The organism is uncultured Senegalimassilia sp., assembly GCF_934630535.1.
Classification (GTDB): Bacteria; Actinomycetota; Coriobacteriia; order Coriobacteriales; family Eggerthellaceae; genus Senegalimassilia.
In genome coordinates this window covers 1-21,919 of record NZ_CAKTVU010000007.1, presented here as the reverse complement: position 1 = coordinate 21,919, position 21,919 = coordinate 1, and the positions used below count along the sequence as shown (strand labels likewise).

14 protein-coding genes, 2 tRNA genes and 1 riboswitch are annotated in these 21,919 nt (G+C 62.8%); of the genes, 11 read left to right on the top strand and 5 right to left on the bottom strand.

Going from position 1 to position 21,919, the window contains the following annotated elements; genetic code table 11:
• Window positions 1-10: 10 nt before the first annotated feature.
• Window positions 11-105, bottom strand: a riboswitch (SAM riboswitch).
• Window positions 106-344: 239 nt separating this feature from the next.
• Window positions 345-4,220 (bottom strand): hypothetical protein, encoded by a 3,876-nt coding sequence (locus Q0D52_RS05565; protein WP_294380756.1) that lies wholly within the window; start codon window positions 4,218-4,220, stop codon window positions 345-347.
• Between the two features lie 288 nt (window positions 4,221-4,508).
• Here Q0D52_RS05565 and Q0D52_RS05560 point away from each other — a divergent pair, with 288 nt between their 5' ends.
• From Q0D52_RS05560 to Q0D52_RS05520, 9 genes are all read left to right on the top strand, one after another.
• The gene (locus Q0D52_RS05560; protein ID WP_294380754.1) at window positions 4,509-5,909 is read left to right on the top strand and encodes a hypothetical protein; all 1,401 of its coding nucleotides are present in this window, start codon (window positions 4,509-4,511) and stop codon (window positions 5,907-5,909) included.
• Between the two features lie 93 nt (window positions 5,910-6,002).
• Window positions 6,003-6,734: a DUF1461 domain-containing protein gene (locus Q0D52_RS05555; protein WP_294380752.1), complete on the top strand. Its 732-nt coding sequence runs from the start codon at window positions 6,003-6,005 to the stop codon at window positions 6,732-6,734.
• Window positions 6,727-8,220 (top strand): glutamate--tRNA ligase, encoded by a 1,494-nt coding sequence (gltX, locus tag Q0D52_RS05550; RefSeq protein ID WP_294380750.1) that lies wholly within the window; start codon window positions 6,727-6,729, stop codon window positions 8,218-8,220. The genes Q0D52_RS05555 and gltX overlap by 8 nt, the downstream gene beginning before the upstream one ends.
• A 21-nt stretch (window positions 8,221-8,241) precedes the next feature.
• A complete protein-coding gene (locus Q0D52_RS05545) occupies window positions 8,242-9,315 on the top strand; it encodes a 4Fe-4S binding protein (protein ID WP_294380749.1) in 1,074 nt (357 codons plus the stop codon).
• 33 nt (window positions 9,316-9,348) lie between these two features.
• Complete coding sequence (locus tag Q0D52_RS05540; protein WP_294380747.1) at window positions 9,349-10,356, top strand: hypothetical protein; 1,008 nt, start codon at window positions 9,349-9,351, stop codon at window positions 10,354-10,356.
• A gap of 76 nt (window positions 10,357-10,432) precedes the next feature.
• Entirely contained in the window at window positions 10,433-10,834 is a 402-nt protein-coding gene (locus Q0D52_RS05535) for a PaaI family thioesterase (RefSeq protein ID WP_294380745.1), read from the top strand.
• Window positions 10,835-11,092: 258 nt separating this feature from the next.
• A tRNA-Ala gene (locus Q0D52_RS05530) sits at window positions 11,093-11,168 on the top strand.
• Between the two features lie 308 nt (window positions 11,169-11,476).
• Window positions 11,477-11,552, top strand: a tRNA-Ala gene (locus tag Q0D52_RS05525).
• 54 nt (window positions 11,553-11,606) lie between these two features.
• Window positions 11,607-12,956, top strand: coding sequence for a sodium-dependent transporter (locus Q0D52_RS05520; RefSeq protein ID WP_294380744.1), 1,350 nt, complete (start codon window positions 11,607-11,609; stop codon window positions 12,954-12,956).
• A gap of 167 nt (window positions 12,957-13,123) precedes the next feature.
• On the opposite strand, the gene Q0D52_RS05515 is transcribed toward Q0D52_RS05520, so the two are convergent.
• The 4 genes from Q0D52_RS05515 to Q0D52_RS05500 all read right to left on the bottom strand — a co-directional run bounded on the left by Q0D52_RS05515 (window position 13,124) and on the right by Q0D52_RS05500 (window position 19,081).
• Window positions 13,124-15,718 carry a homocysteine S-methyltransferase family protein gene (locus tag Q0D52_RS05515; RefSeq protein ID WP_294380742.1) on the bottom strand — a complete coding sequence of 865 codons (2,595 nt, stop codon included), beginning with the start codon at window positions 15,716-15,718 and terminating at the stop codon, window positions 13,124-13,126.
• Complete coding sequence (locus Q0D52_RS05510; protein ID WP_294380739.1) at window positions 15,711-16,559, bottom strand: hypothetical protein; 849 nt, start codon at window positions 16,557-16,559, stop codon at window positions 15,711-15,713. The genes Q0D52_RS05515 and Q0D52_RS05510 overlap by 8 nt, the downstream gene beginning before the upstream one ends.
• Window positions 16,556-17,431: a methylenetetrahydrofolate reductase gene (locus tag Q0D52_RS05505; protein WP_294380736.1), complete on the bottom strand. Its 876-nt coding sequence runs from the start codon at window positions 17,429-17,431 to the stop codon at window positions 16,556-16,558. Before Q0D52_RS05505 ends, Q0D52_RS05510 begins: the two co-directional genes overlap by 4 nt.
• A gap of 537 nt (window positions 17,432-17,968) precedes the next feature.
• On the bottom strand, window positions 17,969-19,081 hold the full coding sequence (locus tag Q0D52_RS05500) for a hypothetical protein (protein WP_294380734.1): 1,113 nt from the start codon (window positions 19,079-19,081) through the stop codon (window positions 17,969-17,971).
• Window positions 19,082-20,082: 1,001 nt separating this feature from the next.
• On the opposite strand from Q0D52_RS05500, the gene Q0D52_RS05495 reads away from it, so the two are divergent.
• Both Q0D52_RS05495 and Q0D52_RS05490 read left to right on the top strand, forming a co-directional pair.
• Window positions 20,083-20,409 (top strand): ribbon-helix-helix protein, CopG family, encoded by a 327-nt coding sequence (locus tag Q0D52_RS05495; RefSeq protein ID WP_294361572.1) that lies wholly within the window; start codon window positions 20,083-20,085, stop codon window positions 20,407-20,409.
• Between the two features lie 15 nt (window positions 20,410-20,424).
• Window positions 20,425-21,276 carry a metallophosphoesterase gene (locus tag Q0D52_RS05490; RefSeq protein WP_294380732.1) on the top strand — a complete coding sequence of 284 codons (852 nt, stop codon included), beginning with the start codon at window positions 20,425-20,427 and terminating at the stop codon, window positions 21,274-21,276.
• Window positions 21,277-21,919 lie beyond the last annotated feature (643 nt).

The following is a 21,919-nucleotide window of genomic DNA, read 5'->3' as shown; positions in this document are numbered from 1 at the left end:
TGATGTTCCTCCTTCATCGTTGTCGGCCGGACCACCTTGGCGCTTTTGCGCCAGGTTGGTGTCGGGATCTGCGAGCCAACCCTCTCCCCCGACTCTTGATAAACGGATATGTTCGGACGGTGCGCGCCGCCCGCGTTTATGCTAGCTGCGAATAGTACCACACGGGCATCATTTTGTTGCATGCCATTTTCGCCACGCTCGTGGAATAACCATATATTTAAACACGCGAACCCCGGTGACGAAGCCGGCCTCCCGCCGATGAGCGACGGGCCCGCCCTGCGCATCGGCGGACGGGCCCAGCTTAACTAGCATGAGTAAGAAGGGGAAGGCTCCATAACCGGCCTTTAGCGGCGGCCCTTCAGCGCACGGCGCCTCAGACGCGCGCCCAAGGCCGTAGCCGCGGCCACGATAGCCGCCACGCCGGCCGTGCCGGCAACCACGCCTGCAGCATCCCCAGTCGCAGCCAAGCTTGCGGATGCCCCGGCCTTGCCGGCGGTCGCGCTCCCGGAGCCGGCGGGGGCAACAGCGTTCTTCTGAGCACCATCGTCGGTCTTGCCAGCACCGCTCTGCCCCTGATCGCCGTCGACACCGGAAGCCTGGTCACCGTCGGTAGAGCCGCCGCCATCAGCATCGGCCTTCTTCAGGGCGCCCATGGCGTCGCGGATTCCCTTCTCCGCCTGGTCGAGCTGCTTTTGCGTGGCCGCGCCGTCCTCCAAAAGCGCCTTGCCCGCTGCGATCTTCGCCTGCAACGCGTTCCAGGTATCGGCCGTCCACCCATCGTTCGCGAGCGCGCCCGCCTGCTCGACGGCCGCCTCCAATCCCGAGCGATCGACCACTTTCGCCAGGCCGTCCATGGCCAGCTGCAGCTCGGCGGCCGCCTGGTCGTACTGGGCCTTCGTGGCGTAAGACGCGGCGAGCAACGTGTTCGCCGCCTCCAACTTGGCGGTCAGGATCTGCCAGCTATCCCGCGTCCAATCCGCCTGGGACAGCTGAGCTGCCTGCGCCGCGAGCGCGGCAAGCGCCGAGGGGTCGCCCGCCGCCTCGCGCCAGTCGTAGGTCAAAAGCAGCGCATCGGAATCGCCCTTTGACAGGCCTGCGAAATCGCCGTCGTTGGAGTCTCCGTACATGAGCAGGTTCAGCTGATAGCCGTTAATCGCCGTGATCTGCGCCGCGTAATCGCCGGCGGAACCGCCCACGACGTCAAGCGACAGGCGCTTTCCCGCCTTGTCGTACTGCGCCACGTACACGTCGCTCGAGCCCTTGTTCAGGTCCTTGAAATCGAAGTCGGTCCCGTTGCTGTTGCCGATGACCACGTACCGGTCGTCAAGCTCCACGGCGCGCTCCGCCTCGTTGGACTCCGAGCTCTTCAGGCCATCGACCCACTCGACCTTGCCGGTAGCGCCGAGCTTCATAATGTAGGAGTTCTCGTATCCGGAGAATCCTGCGAACGTATCGGAGGAGGATTTCGTCTTGCCGAGCATGATGAACCCGCCGTCGGAGGTTGCCGTCACGCCGTTGAAGTACTCGTTGGACTCGCCGCCGTAGGTGTTGAGCCACACGCTGATCCCGTCAGCCGCGCTGATCTCGGTTGCGAACAGGTCGAACGTGTTGCCGTAATAAGGTGCGTCGGCGAAGTCTTCGGTGTAGGAGGACTTGATGCCCGCGACCACGTAATTGCCGTTCGCAAGGATATCGATGCCGAAATCGCTCGATTCAAGGTTCCTGCCGCCGATGGTGCGCGTCCATTCGGCGTTGCCCGACGCATCGTATTTGACCACGATCAAGTTGAAGATGCCGCGGTTCAAGTCGGTCAGGTCGCCATCATGGGAAGAGGTCTCGAACAGGGCCACGCAACCGCCGTCGGAAGTCGCCTTCACGGCTTTCGCCTGGTCATGGCCCGAACCGGTCAAGCCGCGCATCCAAGCCACGGTACCATCGGCGGAAAAGCGCGTCACGAAGGCGTCGGTCTGCCCGAACACCGCCCCATCGCGATCAAGCGAGGCGAAATCGCCCTTCGGCGTGCCATCGGCGGTGGTGAAGCCGCCGCACAGGAAGAACCCGCCGTCCGACGCCGCGTCGACGCTTGCCGCGTACGCCAGGTAATTGTTCTCCAGCCCGCCCAGCTCGATGGTCTTAAGCGAGTTGCCCGCCGCGTCGCGGATGTTCACGTACGCGTTCGACGGGCCGCGCTGCAAGCCCTCCACATCGCCGTCGAAGCTGTACGTCTGCCCCACCGTGGCCAGCGTGCCGTCGGCAAGCACGGTGGAGTCGGCCGCATACTCGGCGCTCGAGCCGCCGAACGTCGTCTTCCACGTATAGGGGAAGTCGGGCAGCGTCACCTCGACCGGGGCGAAATACGGCGGCGTGTCGGTCACGCGGGCGTTCGCGGGGTCGAACGACAGGCGCACATCGCCCATGGCGTTGTCGATATGGATATGGATGGGCTTGTCAAGGCTTTTGACCCGGATGGTCGTGGTCTTCACGCGCGTCGAGGGGTCATAGGAATCGGAAAGCGCGTCCACCATGACGCCATCGCCGCGGTCGTAGGTGACATCGCCCAAAAACGACGGCGTGACCTCTGAACCCATGATAGTGGCGCGCTGGAAGTACACCGTCACCGTGTACTGCTCGCCCGTGCGCTGCACGTAGGCGTCGGCGTACAGCATCGGGGCCATCATCGACGCCTCGTCCTTGGTCGCATGCAGCGCGCTCACCGGAACGAGCGTGGTCTCCTCGGCGTGCGTCGTGAGCTTTTCGGCGTTCAGGCTGGCGACGAACCCGTCGATCCTGCCCGCCCGCCCGGCGAAGACGCCGTCGTCGGATTTCGTGGTGCCGCAGACCAGCAAGTCGTCGGTGCCGCTCACGGACAAGCCCTTCGCCGTGTCATCGTCGTTGCCGCCGAACGTTTCGATGCCCAAGCGCGCGCCGTCGGTGGAGAAATGGGCCGCGTAGGCATCCTTCTTGCCGAACGTTTGCGTGCCAGTGAAATCGTTGTCCGCGGCTTTATGGGTGCCCGCGACGATATAGCCGTCAAGCGTCGTCACGACCCCATCGGCGGTGACGGCCTCGCTGTCCTCAATCAGGTTCGACCAGATGACGTTGCCCGTCGCGCCGATGCGCATCACGAAACCGGCCGAATCGGAATCAGCCGCATCGCGCACGCCGAAGTCGCCGTCGGCGGACTTGGTCGTTCCCGCGATGATGAAGCCGTTGTCGATAGTCCCATGGCCCTCGTCGGCCGAAGACATCGTGGAGATGACGCGCGAAACGCTTGCGGCCTCGTCCTTGCCCGCGCCGCCGTAAGATTTCGTCCACTCGACGGAGCCGTCGGCGGCGATCTTGGCAACGAGCACGTCGTTATCGCCCTTGTTCTGGCCGTCAAGGTTGCCGTTGTTCGCGTTGGTCTTACCTACCGCCAGATAACCCGCGGACACCGAGACGCTGTTGCCCATATCGTCGAGCGCGGTGGCATCCTGCATCTGCACGACGGCGGAGAACTCGTCGGACTGCAGGAGCTGGCCCTCCATCTTCGTGCCGCCCACGCGAGTGACCCACACCAGGTTCAAATCGTCGTCGTACTTCGCGATGACGGCGTCGGCGTCTGTGCCGGTCTTTCCCGTGGCCTGCATATCGCCGTCCGAGGACGTCGACGACCCGACCACGATGAAGCCCCCGTCGACGGCGGGCGTGATGCGCTGCAGCACGTCCTTGTCGCTTCCGCCGAACGTCGCCGTCTTCACCAGGTTGCCCTCGGCGTCGAACTTCGCAAGCAGGCCGTCTTGCCCGCCGCGGCTTTTGCCCTCCAGGTCGAACTGCGTCGATTTCGTGGCGCCGACCGCCACGAAGCCGCCGTCATCGGCCTCGGTCAAGCTATTGAACAGGTCGGCCTCCTCGCCTTCCACCCAACCGCGCCACAGCTCGCCGCCATCGGCGTCGTAGCGCACGAGCACAGCATCCCGACTGCCCTTCGCATGCTCCTGCACGCTACCCTTCGGCGCATCGAAGGTGGCGGCGGCCACGAAGCCGCCGTTGCCTAAGCGCTGGGTCTGGTTCACGCTATCGCAAATCGTGGAGGCAGTGTTACTACCGGCATCGCCGAACAGATGCGCCCAATCGACGACCGACGACGCTTCTGCGCCGGCAGTCGCGGGCGCCGCGCATGCTAGGGACAGCGCGATAGCCGCACCAGCGACCACCGGCTTTCTTATATGGTTCCCCACCGTTTCGCTCCTTTGAACTTCTCGGACGGGCACGCCGCCGAGTCCCTTTAGTTTTCTCGGGCTAGCTCTATAGGAGCGAATACTATTGTTAGCTTAGGGTTACCTTGCATCACAATATCTTCACTACGGCAAATTTCTCTTCGCCATCAGCGGGAAAAGACGCGAACGTGGCTGCTTGCGCCCACGCGGTATATGGGCGTATCGAAGGGTTCCCAGCCGTACCGCATCCACGCGCCGCCCCGTTTGCTACACTGGGCGAAAACCAACCCGATCGGGAAAAGAGGACGCATGACGCATACCGCACCCCAGCCTGCCGACCAGCCCGTTTTCAAGAACGCCGCCTATACCCGGGAGTACATCGATATCGCCGAATCCCTTGACGGCGACATCCCCGGCCGCCGTGCCGCGCGCGCCTACATGGACTCCTCCACGGCCATCGTGCACCATCGCGTGGTGTCCACCAGCTTCGTTCCGAAGCTCTACGACGCCGCATCGCGCCAGGTCATGCGCGAGGTGGTGGAAACCACGCACCGCATCCTGTGCAAGGTCATGCAGCGCTACCTCGACGACGCCGAGTACCGCAAGATCTTCGACTACGACCCGCGCTTGGCAGAGCTCATCTTGGTCCCGCGCGGCTACGACGCGCTGCTGCCCTTCGCCCGCTTCGACATCTTCCTGGACGAGAACACCGGCGACGTGGCGTTTTGCGAGTTCAACGGCGACGGCAGCTCGGGCATGAACGAGAACCGCGAGATCACGCATTCGGTGGAGCAAACGGCCACCTTCAAAGAGTTCGCGCGCCGTCATCACGTGGAAGGCTGCGAGCTGTTCGACGCGTGGGTGCGCGAGTTCGCCGCCATCTACGCCACCTACGAGCATCGCGTGGACAACCCCCGCTTCGCCATCTGCGACTACCTGCAAAACGGCGTGGTCGACGAGTTCCACCTGTTCGCCAAGCGCTTCACCGACGCCGGCCACCCCTGCACGGTGTGCGACGTGCGCGATCTGACCTTCGACGGCGAAGTGCTGCGCGACAAGGAGGGCCAGCCCGTCCACGCCATCTGGCGCCGCTGCGTCACCAACGACGTGCTGGAGTTCTGGGACGAATCGCAGGCGCTCATCGAGGCCGTCAAAGCGCAGAAGGTGGCGCTCATCGGCAGCTTCGCCGGCCATATCGTTCACGACAAGCAGATCTTCGAGGCGCTGTTCAACCCTGCCACACAGGCGTTTTTGACGCCCGAGGAGATCGCGTTCGTGGAGCGCACCGTCCCGCAGACTCGCTACCTCGACGAGAAGGAAGTCGACCTGGACGCCATCCGCGCCGACAAGGACGCCTGGATCATCAAGCCCACCGACGCCTATGGCGCGGCCGACGTGTACGCGGGCTGCTTCCAAACGCAGGAGCAATGGGAGCAGATCATCGCGAAGTTCGCCAACGGCGCCGCCGGCGCGCCGTTTCTGGTGCAGCGCTACATCACGCCGTTCAAAACGCAGATCCTCACGCCCGACGACGGCATCGCCGACCTGGCCGATGACCAGGTGCAACGCGAGCCGGTGCTGTACAACAACCTGGAGGGCCTGTACTGCTACAACGGCACGTTCCAGGGCATCTTCAGCCGCTTAGGGCCCTACCCCACCATCTCCAAGCCCATGAAGGGCATCACCTGCGCCACCATCTGGGTCGACTAGAACGCACCCCTCCGGCGCTTTCCGCGGCCCCCAAGTCCCAAGACGCGGGGGCCGCGGGTGTTTCATCCCCGAGACCTGCGAGGCCCCTATCACATGACCCGATTGTTCAACGGAATCGTCGCCTTCGGCAGCGCGCTGCTGCTGGCCGTGGCGCTCATCGGCGCCGGCTACGCCGCCGTCGCCATCCCCGACGCGGCCACTGCCACGCTATCGCGCGCATACTCCGGCTGCGACCAGCCCGACACCCCGTTCACCGCCGATGAGCTGGCCTCCATGGCCATAGCCGGCAAGCGCTACACCTTCGACGATAACGACCGCGAAAAACTCGACGCCGCCATCGCCGAGGCCAACGCCGCCGCCGAAGCCGACGGGCGCGCCAGCGCGTCGACCAGGGAGAGCGCCGCCCGCAGCCTGCCCGCTGACGCGATAAGCCACCTGGACGACGTCTACCGCGTGGCATGCGTAGCCAAGCCCGCTCTCGCTATCGTGGCCGCGTTATGCATCGCGGGCCTTGCTCACGTGGCGGTACGCATTGGCCGGCGCGCGCTCGGGCGCACGCTCATGGCGGGCGGCGGCTTGGTGCTCGCGGCGTTTTGCGCGCTCGGGGCATGGGCGGCCATCGACTTCGACGGGCTGTTCGCCGCCTTCCACAGCCTGTTCTTCCAGGCGGGAACCTGGACGTTTCCCTACGACAGCCTGCTCATCACCTTGTACCCAACCGCTTTTTGGATGGGCATGGGCGGCATCTGGCTTGCAGTTACCTGCGGCCTGTCTATACTTGCTGTACTTATTGGTTTTACGTTAGGACATAAGCAACATGACTGAGAGCAAACCGGTGCGCGTCCGCTTCGCGCCTTCCCCCACGGGCAAGCTGCACGTCGGCGGCGCCCGCACGGCCATCTACAACTGGGCGTTCGCCCGCGCTTGCGGCGGCACCTTCATCCTGCGCATCGAGGACACCGATCCCACCCGTTCCACCGAGGAGAACACGCAGGTCATCCTGAACGCCATGAAGTGGCTCGGCCTTGACTGGGACGAGGGCCCCGAGGTCGGCGGCGAGTGCGGCCCGTACTTCCAGACCCAGCGCTTCGACACCTATGCCGCAGCGCTTGAGCGCCTGAAGGAGCGCGGCATGGTCTACCCGTGCTTCTGCACGAAAGACGAGCTTGACGCCAAGCGCGCGAAGGCCGAGGCCGAAGAGGGCGGCTACGCCGGCTACGACCGCACGTGCCGCGACATCGACCCCGCCGAGGCCGTCCGCCGCATCGAGGCCGGCGAGCCGCACGTGTGGCGCCTGAAGGTGCCGCTCGAGCACGGCCCCATCGAGTTCGACGACGCCGTCTACGGCCACATGTCCTTCCCCGCCGACGTCATGGACGACATGATCGTCGTGCGCACCGACGGCACGCCCACCTACAACTTCGCCGTGGTCTGCGACGACGCCAACATGGGCATCACGCACGTCATCCGCGGCGACGACCACCTGTCCAACACCCCGCGCCAGATCCTCATCTACGAAGCCCTCGGCTACGACGTGCCCACCTTCGCGCACCTGTCCATGATCTTGGGCTCCGACGGCCACAAGCTCTCCAAGCGCCACGGCGCCGCCAGCGTCGAGGAGTTCCGCGACAACGGCTTCCTGCCCGACACCATGGTGAACTTCCTGGCGCTGCTGGGCTGGAGCCTTGACGGCGAGACCACCATCATCGACCGCGAGACCCTGTGCTCCAAGTTCAGCCTGGACCGCATCACGAAGAAGGACGCCATCTTCGACCAGACCAAGCTCGAGTGGATGAACGGCCAGTACATCCAGCGCATGGGCGCCGACGAGTGGGTTGCCGCAAGCCGCCCGTGGCTCGTGCAGGCCGGCGCGTCCGAGGCTGACATCGACGCGCACCCGGAATGGTACGCCAAGCTCTACCCGCTGGTCTCCGAGCGCCTGCAGCGCCTTGACGAGGTGCCGGCGAAGCTCGCCTACATGTTCTGGGGCGCCAACGTCGCCGAGCTGGACGAGAAGTCGGTGAAGAAGGTGCTGCTCAAAGAAGGCGCCCGCGCCGACGAGGCCCTGGCCAACTGCCGCGCCATCCTGGCCGACGAGTCCCGCCCCTGGGAAGCCGCCGGCCTTGAGGCCGCCTGCCGCGAGCTGGGCGACAGCATGGACATGAAGCTGAAGTTCGTGCTGCAGCCGCTGCGCGTGGCCGTGTGCGGCAACATGGTCTCCCCGCCGCTGTTCGAGTCCATCGAGCTTATGCCGCGCGCAGACGTGCTCGCCCGCATCGACCAGGTCACCGAGCAGGTCTTCGGCGCATAGCCTGAGCACGGAAGGCACCTGTTGACCGAAACCAGCGAACAACAGCCGTTTCAGATCCCGCAGCGCATCCTCGTGCTGCGGGATCTGTGCATACGCACCCGAGGCGCCGATTGCACGCGCTGCGGCGAAGCGTGCCCGAAAGGCGCCCTGTCCTTTCCCGAGGGAAAGCCGCCCGTCGTAGACGAGGCGGCTTGCTCGCTGTGCGGCATCTGCCAGGGAACGTGCGACGCGTTCGCCTCCACAAGCTATACGCTCACGCAAGCCCATGCCGGCGCGCGGCGAGCCGCCATGGGCGCACGGCCGGCAATCCTCACCTGCGCCGAAAACATCTCGGACGAAGACGACCCCGCAAGCAACGTGGTGGTGCTCCCCTGCTTGGCCATGCTGCCGGCCGAGCTGTGGGCCGCGCTGTTGGCCGAAGGGACCGATGTGCAGGTGGCCATCGACATGGAGCGCTGCGAAACCTGCGCGAAGGCGGGCGGACCTGCGCAATGCCTCTACGCCGAACGCATCGCCCAAGCCGAGGAATGGACGCAGCGCAACGTCGGGTTCGCGGCGTCGCTGCCCCAGGCGGCTGACGAGGGCCTGCTCGCCGGCCTTGCCAACGCCGGCGCCGATGGGGACCGCCGCAGCCTGTTCACCGACATGTTCTCGCAGCTCAAGGATGCCGCATCGGGCACCATGCGCGAACGCACCGACGCGCGCCTGCAGACGCTGCGCGAGCAAAACGAGCGGCTTGCCGCCCATCAACGGCTCGACCTGGGAAACGGCACGCAATTCAACAAGTTCGCGCCGCACGGGCGCGTCCGCCGCGCCATGGGAACGTCGCGCAACCTGCTGCTGCAAGCGCTCGACGCCCAGCCCGATATGGCGGCGCGGGTCGATCTTTCCCTGCCCGAAATCAACGCCGACGCCTGCGAGGGGTGCCTGCGCTGCACCCGAGCCTGCCCTACCGGAGCGCTACTGCCCGACGCCCAAGACGGCACGCTTTCCCTCGATTGGCGCTACTGCATAGGCTGCGGCTTGTGCGAGTCGGCATGCCCCCGCAATGCCATCACGTTAACAACCAAGCCTGTCTCCGAGGCTGCGTGCTAAGATAGCCGGGAACAAACCGTTAGGAGCGCTTCCATGAACCAGCCTCGCAACAATCCCGATTTCAATCCCTACGAATCTGCTCAACAAACGCCCCCGCAAGGCGAACAGTCCGAAACCCCTGATAACCGCCCGCAGGCGCCCGGCAACGACCAACAGGCCACTCAGCAGCCTTCCGGATACGCCGTTCCCCCGCAGGCGCCCTATGCGCAACCTGCTTACGGCGCACCGCAGCCGCCCGCAAACCCCTATGCCGCCGTCGCGCCGAAGCCGGCGAAAAAGTGGCCCTGGGTGCTTTTGGGCTGCGCGCTGGCGTTTCTCATGGGGCTTGGCGGATGCGTAGGCTTCGCCACGGTAGGCATGGTAGCCGATTCGCTTCACAGCCGCGCCGATGGCGTGCATTCGTTCGACTTTGACGACTTGCCGTACGGCTACGACCCCGACGACCTGCCCGATAGCGATTACTACGGCGGGTTCACGCTCTCCGACATCAAGGAGGCGGCAGGCGACCTGCCCTGCGATATCGACGATGAGGGCAAGGCCACCCCGGGCGTGTACGTGGTAGGCCGCGACATCGACGAGGGCCTGTACTTCCTCCAGGGAAATCCGTCCACCGAGTCGGAATGCTACCTGTTCGCCCCCGAGGGATCGGGAACTTACAGCATGAGCACGGCGGTCACCTACACGGGCAATTACTTCGCCGAGCTTGAAAAAGGCCAGGTGGTCGTGTTCATGCCCAGCGCCAAAAGCATGCTGATGATTCCCGCGGAGCAAGCCGATTTCCAACCGCAGGCGCCCTACGCCAGCGGCCTGTACCGCGTCGGCCAGGACATCCCCGCCGGGACCTACACCATCACCGTCAGCCCGGACGCGCCGCACAACGCCTCGCAGGACTATGCCGCCTACGTCATGAAGGACCTGGACTTCGACGATGATTCCATCACCGACTCCAAGCCCCTGCTGCGCGGCGGCACGCAAACCATCACCGTGGAAGACGGTGAATGGCTGGAGCTGTTCGGCACCATCGCAACGCCAGCTGAATAACCGACATCGGATTCACGCGCCCTCCGGCAGGCTTCGGAGGGCGCAACTGTTTTCGCCATCGAACGAAAGGACGCCCATGCTCCCCGAAAACCCCACCATCGATCAGGTCCGCGAATTCTTCGCCAACGACAAGTTCGCCACGGAGGTTGCAGGCTGCACCGTCGTCGAAGCAGCCCGCGGCCACGCCGTTTGCGAGATGCCGCTCGAGCAGATCCACTACAACGCCCAAGGCGGCGTCATGGGCGGGGCGATATTCACCCTTGCCGACTTCTGCCTGGCCATCGCCTGCAACGTAAACGAGCAGCCCACGGTCTCGGTAAGCAACACCATCGAGTTTCTCAGCGGGGCCAAGGGCGACAAGCTCATCGCCGAATGCAACGTCGACAAGTCGGGAAGGAAGCTTGGCTTTTACACGGTGGACGTGTCCGACAACACGGGCCGCAAGGTAGCCCGCATGACCGCAACCTGTTATCGCTAGCCGCCAGAAGAGGATTCACCGATCTCAACCACACGAACCGAACAGGGCGAACAGGAGACGGACCTGCTCCCTCGTCTCCGGAAAGGCACTTTCCCAGACTCAGCCGTACATGTCCGGCTGAGTTCGATAACGAAATCGAAGTGTTCGGATAAGGCTGCGAATCAAGCACGACCAGCCCAAAAACTATGCCGAAAAAATTTCAAAATAGGGGGTTGCGCGCTAAAACGGTTTCCGTATAATAGTCAACGCACCTGATTCGGGGCCTTAGCTCAGCTGGGAGAGCGCATGGCTGGCAGCCATGAGGTCAGGGGTTCGATCCCCCTAGGCTCCACCAAATTTTCTAGGTTCGGCATTCGCCGAACCTTTTTTATTTCCTCGCGTTTCGATCCCTCCACATCTGCAATCGCACCTCAAGCGCAAAAACACGCGAAGTCAAATCCAATCCGCCACTCACCCCGACCACACGAAAGGTTCCTCCGTCCCCTGTTCACGCACCCCGGCTATGTCCGATGGCAAAGCGAAGCACCCAGCCGAGCCTGCGAGTCAAGCACCCGCCCCGCCTAAAAACCTGGCCGAAAAAATTTCAAAATAGGGGGTTGCGCGCTAAAACGGTTTCCGTATAATAGTCAACGCACCTGATTCGGGGCCTTAGCTCAGCTGGGAGAGCGCATGGCTGGCAGCCATGAGGTCAGGGGTTCGATCCCCCTAGGCTCCACCAAATTCAACAGCCGCCTTAAGGGCGGCTTTTTTATTGCCACGGAAAGGGGAACCCATGGCGCAGACTGCATCCGGCGATTCGCAAACCCGCGACTCGTTCACCTCTCGCACCGCCTTCATCATCGCCTGCATCGGATCGGCCGTAGGCCTATCGGGTATCTGGCTGTTCCCGTATCGCGTCTCGCAGCTTGGCGGAGCGGCCTTCCTTATCCCTTACCTGTTCTTCGTGGTGCTCCTCGGCCTTACCGGCGTGGTCGGCGAGATGTCGTTCGGCCGCGCTATGGGATGCGGCCCCATGGGCGCATTCGGCAAAGCCCTCGAGCTCAGGGGCACGCCCCACGCAACGCGCATCGGCAAAGTCATCGGCATCGTGCCCGTCCTTGCCGCGCTCGGCATCGCCATCGGCTACACCGTCGTTTTGGGGTGGTTCCTCAAATACCTGTTCGCCGCCGCAACCGGAACCTTGCTCACCCAACCGGACATGGGCGGATACTTCGGCCAGATCACCGGCGATTTCGGAAGCATCGGCTGGCACGCCGCGGCGCTCATCATCACCCTAGCCGTCATGATCTTAGGCATCTCGCGCGGCATCGAACGCCTGAACAAAGTCATGATGCCGCTGTTCTTCGTCCTGTTCTGCGTGTTGCTCGTGCGCGTCGCCATGTTGCCGGGCGCGTTTGACGGCTATGCGTACCTGTTCATGCCGCGCTGGGAGGCGCTCGCCAACCCGCAAACCTGGGTGCTTGCGCTTGGACAGGCGTTCTTCGGGCTCTCGCTGGCAGGCGGCGGCACGCTGGTGTACGGCAGCTACCTGAAGAAGGACGTGAACGTGGTTTCGTCAGCGCGCAACGTCGTGGTGTTCAGCACGCTGGCCGCGGTTTTGTCGGCCATGGTGGTGGTGCCGGCCGTGTTCGCGTTCGGAGCCGACACCCAAGCAGGCCCCCCGCTTCTATTCATCGTGCTTCCGCAGGTGTTCCGGGAGATGCCCTTCGGCGGGCTGTTCTGCTTCGTGTTCTTCCTGGCCGTAGCCTGCGCCGCCATCACCAGCCTGGTGAACCTCTACGAGCCGCCCATCGAGGCCCTGCAGCAGCAGGCGCGCCTCCCCCGCTGGGCCGCCGTGGCCATCGTGGCGGCGGTTTCCATGGGCGTCGGCGCCTTCATCGAGAACGGCGATGCGGTCAGCGCCTGGATGGATGCCGTCAGCATCTACGCGATCCCGCTGGGAGCCCTTATAGCGGCCGTGATGTTCTTCTGGGTATGCCCCAAGGGTTTCGCCGCAAAACAGGCTCAGATGGGACGAGAGAAGCCCGTAGGCGCATGGTTCGAGTTCATGGGACGCTATCTGTTCGTCCCGCTCACGGCTATCGTCATCATCCTGGGCATCGTGCTCGGCGGCATCGGATAACGTTCGGTCGCGAAACATCGCCCGGGACGCAATCGTCCCCTCATCCCGGCAACATCCCGAAAACCACGAAAGCCTGCATGCCCAAAAGAGCATGCAGGCTTTCTCATACCAGCACGGCAGATCAGGTCGAAGCCGGTAACCGCCAAGCCGCGACAGCGCCGGCCGCGCTAACCCTGTTCGGCGAAGAAGCGCTCGGCGATGCGCGCCGATTCCGCGGCGTCCTTCGCGTAATAGTCGGCACCGATCTGCTCGGCGTACTCGGGCGTCAAAACCGCTCCGCCCACCATCACCTTGCAGCCCGGCAGCTTCTCATGCAGAAGCTCCACCGTCTGCTCCATGGCGCGAACCGTGGTGGTCATCAGCGCCGAAAGCCCGACCAAACGGATGCCCTGCTCGCTTGCCACGCGCAGCACTTCCTCTGGCTCGACGTCGCGGCCAAGGTCGACCACTCGAAAGCCATAGTTCTCCAGCAGCATTTTGACGATGTTCTTGCCGATGTCGTGAATGTCGCCCTTCACCGTGGCCACCGCGATGGCGTTCGACCCCATGCCATCATCGGCAGAATCGCCCATGCGCGCCTTGACCACGTCGAATCCCACCTTCACCGCCTCGGCGGAAGCCATCAGCTGCGGAAGGAAGAACTCGCCCTTGTCGAACTTCTGCCCCACCACATCGAGCGCGGGGACGAACACGCCGTTGACCAGGTCGAGCGGGTTGTGACCTTCCAGCAACGCCTCGGTTGCCAGGCCCATCGGGCCCTTTCGACCCGTCAGGATGAGATGCACCATGTCGCGCACGGCATCGGAGGCGTCCGAAAGCGTCTCAGGAACCGCCACCGGGCACTCCACGACCGCGTCAGCAGCCCCCAAAGGTTGCGCCGCCTCCGCAGCGCCCACGGCGGCACCCGCACCCGCCGCGCCTGCCATATACGGGTCCGCGGCGTCGGCATACTCCCCGATGAACTCGACGGCGCCGGTATCTTGGCAGTTCAGCACCCTAAACGTGTTCACCGTATCGGTGTAGCGCTTCGCCTTCGGGTTCAAAATGGGCATGTCCAGCCCGCACCCGAACGCGGCGGCCAGAAAGGTCGAGTTCACCATGTTGCGCTGCGGCAGGCCGAAGCTGATGTTGGATACACCGAGCGCCGTGCGCACGCCCAGGCGTTCCTTCACCATGTTCACGGCGCGCAAGATCTCAAGCGCCTCCGACTGATTGGTCGCGCACGCCATGGTCAGGCAGTCGATGACCACATCGGTTCGCGGAATGCCGTAACGTTCGGCAGCTTCCACGATCCGCTCGGCAACGGCGAAACGCCCCTCTGCCGTTGGCGGAATGCCCTCTTCGTCAAGGGCGAGGCCGATGACGGCGCACCCGTAGCGTTTCACGATGGGAAGCACGGCCTCCAAGCTCTCCTGCTTGCCGTTGACGCTGTTGATAAGCGGCTTGCCCGCGTAACCGCGCACCGCAGCCTCCACCGCCACCGGGTCGGACGAGTCCACCACCAACGGCAACGTGACCGTGGAGGAAAGCTTGTCCACCGCAGCGGCCAGCACAGCAGGCTCGTCAAGCTCGGGAAGGCCCACGTTGACGTCGAGCACGTCGGCGCCCAGCTCCTGCTGGGAAACAGCCTCCCCTACCAGGTAATCCAGGTCGCTCGCACGCAGCGCGGCCTTAAGCTTAGGCTTGCCCGTAGGGTTGATACGTTCGCCGATCACGGCGATGCGGGGCACGCCCACCGGAAGCACCACGGCCTCCTGGGCGCTGCACAGCACGCAAGCGGGCTCATAAGCGCGCGGCGTCGGCGCGCGACGGGTATCCGCCATACGACGAAGCTGGCGCGTGTATTCCGGCGATGTGCCGCAGCACCCGCCGATGATCGAGGCGCCTGCATCAAGCATGCCCTCCATGGCGGCGGCGAAATCCTCGGGCGACACGTCGAACACGGTGACCCCGTCCTGCACGCGCGGCAGGCCTGCGTTGGGCTGCACCATCAACGGGCATCGCGAGCGATGCGCCATATCCTGCGCGGCGCCCAATAGCTCCGCCGGGCCAAGCGAACAGTTCAAACCCACGGCATGCGCGCCCATGCCCGAAAGCACCTCTGCGGCCACCTCCGGCGACGTGCCCAAAAACGTGCGCCCATCCTCGCCGAAGGTCATGGTGGCGAACACCGGCAGATCGCAGTTTTCCTGAGCAGCCAGCAGCGCCGCCTTCGCCTCGCGCAAGTCGGCCATGGTCTCGATCAGCACCACATCGCAGCCGGCGGCGGCAACGGCGCGCACCTGCTCGGCGAACAGGTCGTAGGCCTCCTCGAAGCTCATGGTTCCCATCGGTTCCAAAAGCGCGCCCGTCGGACCGACGTCGCCGGCGATATAGGGAGCGCCGGCGGCACGGGCGCATTCGGCAGCCGCACGATACACCTCTTCAACACTTGCGGCGCCTTCTAGCTTCAACCGGTTCGCCCCGAACGTGTTCGTAGTGATGACCTCGGCACCTGCATCGACATAGGCCTTATGGATAGCCGCGATGTCGTCGGGATGCGAGAAGTTGAGCAGCTCGGGAATCTGCCCCGCATCGGCAAGGCCCCGCTCCTGCAGCTGCGTGCCCATGGCACCGTCCACCACCAGGAAATCCTGCCCAAGCAGCGCTCGTTTCAAATGCTCGTCTTTGATGGCAAGCCCCGACAGGTCGGGCACGGGCAGTTTCGCCGCCTTCGCCCAACCGCCGGTCAGCTCCTTGTGCGCGCACACGCTCTCACCCATGGCAGGTAACCCCTCGTTTCCTTAACTCGCAACCATCCCTCAAACGACATATCGCGCAGGCATCAACGCGCGCTTCGCCGCCATCAGCGGGTTTTTCGAACAATCCTAGCACGGCGGTGACGCTTTTCACCGGAACGAGCATGTTCGTCGACGTAACCGCGATACCCAAGCGCCGGCTCGCATCAAGCGCCTTCAAAAACGCCGGCTGAGCGCTTAACGGCAAGTCTCCGTAACCGGGGCTGAAGCGCCAGTTCGTCGTCAGACCCATATCACGGGCGAAGCTGACGATAAGGCCTTCCGTGACGTTGGCGGCAGCCTCGACAAACGCAGAGCAGCAAGCTCCGAACATCACGCCGTCCGCCACGCTGATCGCCTCATGTTTTCGCATCTCACGCTCGCTGACGGCGCCGAGCGTGCACGCCATCAGCGCAACCTTGCAAGCCCCGTGCAAATGCTCGGCGATGCTATTGCCCTCGAGGACAAGACCGCAGCCCTCCAGTGCCACTTGAGGCACGAACCCGTTCCCGCATTCGGCTTCCGCACCTGATACCGCGCTGCAGTTCTCTGCCGCATCCGACGCCGCATCGCATGCGTTAAGCGCACCCGTCGCCTCAGGCTCCGGCGCTTCCCAGCGCGTCAGCTTCTCGTCGATATCGAAGACGCTCCAAGCGAATACGGGCTTGATAGCCTTCTCGCACTCGTCGGCCAGCTTATTGAAACGGGTCAGCAGCGCCTGATCGACCTGCTGACCCGTATATCCCAGATATCTCAGCGCCTCGCTGCGATCGAGCCGCGCATCGGGCACGCCCGCTACGCCAAGGCGCCCATACCGCACCATCACGAAACCAATGCCACCTTCAGCGCGCACGAGGCGGCACGGGCGATTTCGGGGTTGTTCATGGTGTACACATGCAGCCCATCGACGCCATGCGCCTGCAGATCGGTCAGCTGGCGGCACGCGTATTCGATGCCGGCCTGGCGCAGGCTTGCCGGGTCGTCCTCATATCGCGCAAGCAGCTTGATGATGGGGCTCGGAAGCGACGCCCCGCACATGAACACCATGCGCTGGATCTGCGCTTTGCTCATAAACGGCATGATGCCCGCGGTAATCGGCACCGTGATACCGGCAGCCTCCGCCCCTTCGCGGAAGCGATAGAAGCAATCGTTATCGAAGAACAGCTGCGTGACCAGGAAGCTTGCCCCTGCATCCTGCTTCTGCTTCAGATGCTCCACATTCAAGCGAAGCGAATCGCAATCGATATGGCCCTCGGGATACGCCGCGGCTCCCACGCAAAAGCCGGCATCCGCCAACACCGGGATGAGGTCCTTGGCATACAGGAAATCGCCGGGCTCATAGCCCTCCGGCAGATCGCCGCGCAACGCCAGCACGTTGCGGATGCCGCGGTCCTTCATGTCGGCGATAGCCGCCGAAATCGACTGATGCGATGCTCCGGCGCAGGTCAGGTGCGCCACAGCGGGAACACCATGATCGTCTTGGATCATGGCGGCGATTTCGGCGGTGGCTTGCTTGTTGCCGCTGCCACCCGCCGAATAGGTCACGCTGATGAACGCAGGATCGAGCTTCGCAAGGTCCTGCGCGATCGTGCGCGCCGAATCCATGCTCAACTCGCCCTTCGGCGGGAAGATCTCGAACGAAACCGGCTGCGCGCCCGTCTGACGGGCCTGCGTGAAGATGTTATCTACGGTATCCATAATGCTGCCTTTTATCATGTTCCATCATCAGTATCTCTAGCGCTGCTTATTATAACGACCCAAGCCTTCCCATCATCGGTAATTCCTGGCACCGGGATATGCTTTATTCAGAAAGCAACCTATCTGCCAACACGATTGCCGGAAGCGTCGAGCACGTTCACGCATCGAGCTTCCGGCAGGCATTCGTCAACGCAATCCCCAGGAGATCGAGCACGCTCGCATATCAGGACTCCGCCCTCCCAACCATCAACCACCGACGCGATCAGCATAAGAAGCGAAGTATGCTCATACGCTGCTACGTCGTGTCCCTTCGTCAACGCAAACGACGGATGACTCGAATGCGATCGCACATCAAAGGCGGCCCCTCTTTGCACCGGCTAACGCGCCGGCAGAAGAGTCGGATGCGTTCGCGCATCGCGATATCGTCCTTCTTGCTATTCGCACGCGGGATTCGCCGATAGGGTCGAACATGCTCACCCATCAACATGTCGCCCTCCCGGTATCGAGGCCGCCGACCCCATCGGCGGAAAGGCCAGGTTACTCCCGAGGCAGGTCTTCGCCCTCCCCTCTACGCGCGCAGACGCGATCAGAGGGAGGATCGAATACGTTCACGCTACTACCCGTTTCGCTTTGGCGAAACGCGCTGAAGCAGACGAGCGTTTGCCAGAGTTCAACCCTCCTCGCAAGCTGACGAGCTTCTTTCGCCCGCTGCTTAGCCTCGGCTTCGTTCTCGAATGCCGGCAATCCACCCGCTTCCTCGTACATACCCGTCCCCTGACACGCTCCTGCTTCCTGAAGTTCACGAGATTCCGCAAAACCGCCCCTCGGCACGCTTCGACGACGCATCCTCCTTGCAACCTTCTCGCACAGCTGCACATAAGCATCGAATTCAGCCACCTGTTCGGGACGCACCAATATCGCACGACGCCGCAGCCCGCCACGCCCGTTATGCGATACCGCAACCTCTCCACCCGCCTCCCGAACCGCTGTCTTTGACCTGCAGTCGTCCTTCGCACCCGCTGCCTCGCTTCCCCTGTCGAATGAAGCACCGCCCTGTTGCGCGCAAAACGCTGCCGCAGGAAGTTCCTCGGGGTCCTCCGGGCCATCGATGTCACAAGAAAGGCCGTTCGCCCTTCGCCCGCCAATTCCACCGGGCAGCGAGATGTTCAACGCCGCCACATCGCGCCGCCGGCTCGTCGAACGCACGGTCAGCATACTGCCGGACCCGCCCGAGCCCTCAGCAGCCAGCAAACAGCCTCTTCCCGCAACGTTCTCGCCAAGCACCACATCCCCCGCCGCAAACCCGCCGAAGCGCCGCGGCATGCTCAAGGCCATCGCCATCGCAGATTCCGTCGGCGAAATGGAGCCATCGCGCACATAGGCAAGCGCACGGCGTGCCTTCGCCGTCCCATAAGCGCCATCAACCTTCGCCAGATACTGACCGATTCTAGAAACCGACGTCAGCGGCTCGTCATCGCCCTCCCGCAAGGCGATCCCGTTTTCGGCATCGGCATCGATGCGATACGACGAGCAGAGCGCATAGCCCATATACACCGTTTCCAACAGGGTATGCTTGACCGCGATCTGCAAAAACGCCAGCTCAGGAGACGAGCAGCAAACCGCGCCGAACCCCTTAACGGGAACCTTCACAAACGATCCGGCCGGATACGCGTTTCCCGAATAATGGGACCGCAGGCAATCGCCATCACGTCTACCGGCCGAAGTCCGCACGAGCACTTCAAGCTTGCCATCTTCAATACCCAAAAGCGAGCGCAGCGCCCTGCTCTCCGAAACAAAAGGCGACGCACAGGGCAGCACCCTTGCCGTGGTCCTATTCCCCGTAATGCGAGGATTGCGATTCCGCACAAGCCAGCGAAATGCCGCATCATGGGATAAGCATATGTTCATGGTTGCCATAACCGGTTTCCTTTCAAGCGCAAATCACTTCGCAAACCAGCATGACGCCGCCATCTTGCGCAACCCTTGTCGGCATCTTGCAAACCGCACCGCCAAACCTTGCAACCCTATCACCGAAACGACAAGCCAGCAGTCCGAGGACCGCTTTCGCAACATGCGAATCGATTCCCCAGGCCCACCGAGACGAAACCCGATGAGCCTATTCGATAGCCAAGCTATCGCCCACCTTGGCGACCTTTGCCACTTCTACAAATGCGCACTCGACATCGGCCGGCCTGGAGTCATATCAAGACCAAGTCATCGGACGCCCTCTGACAGCCGTCATCGCCTCCTCTAACTTGCACCCAGGATTAGCCATATGGGAATCCGAGCCCATGGTCAAGCAGCCGGCCGCCAAAGCAGCCAGCACCGTCTCTATGAGCCTATAGCGGGCATCGCCCGGCTCTAACCCGACTTCATCACCTGCCATAGCAACTTCTCCATGAACTAGTAATGCACCTCGGCCGGCACAAGCCCTGACACAACATCATCGACTCGAGGCAACTAACTCTCCGGGTGATCGAAGTTTTGCATGCCCGCGATCGCAAGAAACCGAGCAAAGCAAGGCATGAGCAGCAGCAATCCGTTTCCCGATAATGAATAGAATGAATTCATAGCGGTAACCGGCTTATACCGGCTATACTGATGCCATAGCTTAATCACACTACACAAACACAGCATCAGGAGAACAAGCTATGGCAGTGGAGCACAGTCAAGACAAGCGTCAGCTTGCCGCATGGGTAGATCGAAAGTTAGCCGAAACGGTAGACGAGGTTGCCAGTAAACGCGGCATCACGCGAACAGCGGCAATCACGGAAGCGCTTCAGCGCTACGTAGAGGAAGAAACCAGCGTGGCACTGCAGCTGTCCGATTTTGCGGAGAAGCTCGAAAAGCTGCTCGAGCGCAGCGAATCGATGCAAAACGAGCTTGAGGAAATCAAGCAGATGAAGCCGGCTCGCTCCACGCGCAAAGCAAAAACCGCACAGCCGGCACCAGCCGCGCAAACGCCCTCTCTGTTCTAGAAGCGGATTCGCCTTATGAGCATTTTCGTAACGGGCGATATCCATGCCTCATATGACATCGCAAAAATCTCAGAAAGCTGCTTCGACACCACGGGATTAACCAAAGACGATTACGTGATCGTATGCGGCGACTTCGGGCTTGTGTGGAACAACACGGCAAGCGAGCAATATTGGCTCCGCTGGCTTGATGCCAGACCGTTCACAACCTTGTTCGTAGACGGAAATCACGAGGGTTTCGCTTTGCTGAACAGCCTACCCGAAACCACGTGGAACGGGGGAAGAGTGCATCAGGTTGCCAACAGCGTGTTTCACCTCCAACGTGGTCAGATGTTCGACATCGACGGGTATCGCATCTTCACCATGGGCGGTGCAGCTTCAAGCGAATACGATAGAGAGCACCGGGTCCTGGGAGAAACATGGTTCACCGAAGAGGTGCCCAACGAGCAAGAGCGCGCAACTGCGATTGAAACGCTTGATCAAGCAGGTTGGAATTGCGATCTCGTAATCACCCATTGCGCCCCAACCTTTGCCGCAAAAGGCATTTCCAAGCACACCGATCGCCTGGAAATCCACCCAATGGACGAGTACACCGATTGGCTCCAAACAATCCAGGACCGTCTCACATACACGCACTGGTTCTGCGGTCATTATCACATCGATGCGCAAATCCAAGAAAATACGACGGCCCTTTACAACCGAATTGCAATGCTAAAAGAGCCCGAAAGCGCCAATGATGCAAAGGGGTCAGACGCATCGACGCTGCCCTACCAGCTGCTTGCCGAAGCGGCAAAAGAACCGAAACATGCAATCACCGATTACGCCACTGACCTAGATGACCAAGATTCCCTTGAAATCGACCTAGAATAATACCCAGAGACAAGAGTAGCCCCGACACAACCGGGGCTATCGTCATACCGCATACAACAGCATGCAAAACAATATGTTTATTCGACAAGGTCATTTCGGCGCACAAGGCGTGACTGGACGGATGCGGTGAACCCTCCCCGATAACACGAAAGAGCCCGCACGAGCGACCTCGCTGCGGACCCTCCGGCACCCCTCGCAAAGCGGCGCACACAGGGACTCCCACAAGGCGAAGACCTCTTCCGAAGACGCGGAAGGGTCCACAGCCCCCCGCGCAGGCCCTCGCCCTCGCCTTGCGGCGCGTTCCCAGGCGCGCCGGGCGCGTGCAGCGGATACGCCCGGCGCAGGCCGCTCGGCCGAAGCCGGCCCCCGAGCAGGATCGGCGCACGAAAACGCGCAAGGGCTCGCAAGGAAAACCTCGCTGCAATCCCTCCAGCGCTCCTCACGAGACGGCGAAGGAGGGCCAAAGCCCATCAAAACGCAAACAGGCCCGCAGAGGGTATTCCCCCTGCGGGCCTTCACGGCGCGTGCGGCGCATTCCGCGCCTCTCCTCGCGCGCGGGACCGCGCGCAAAGACGATATGAGCAGGACATAAAAACATTGAGAGCCCCTGCTGCATGCAATTCCCGTAGATTAGGCCGACAAT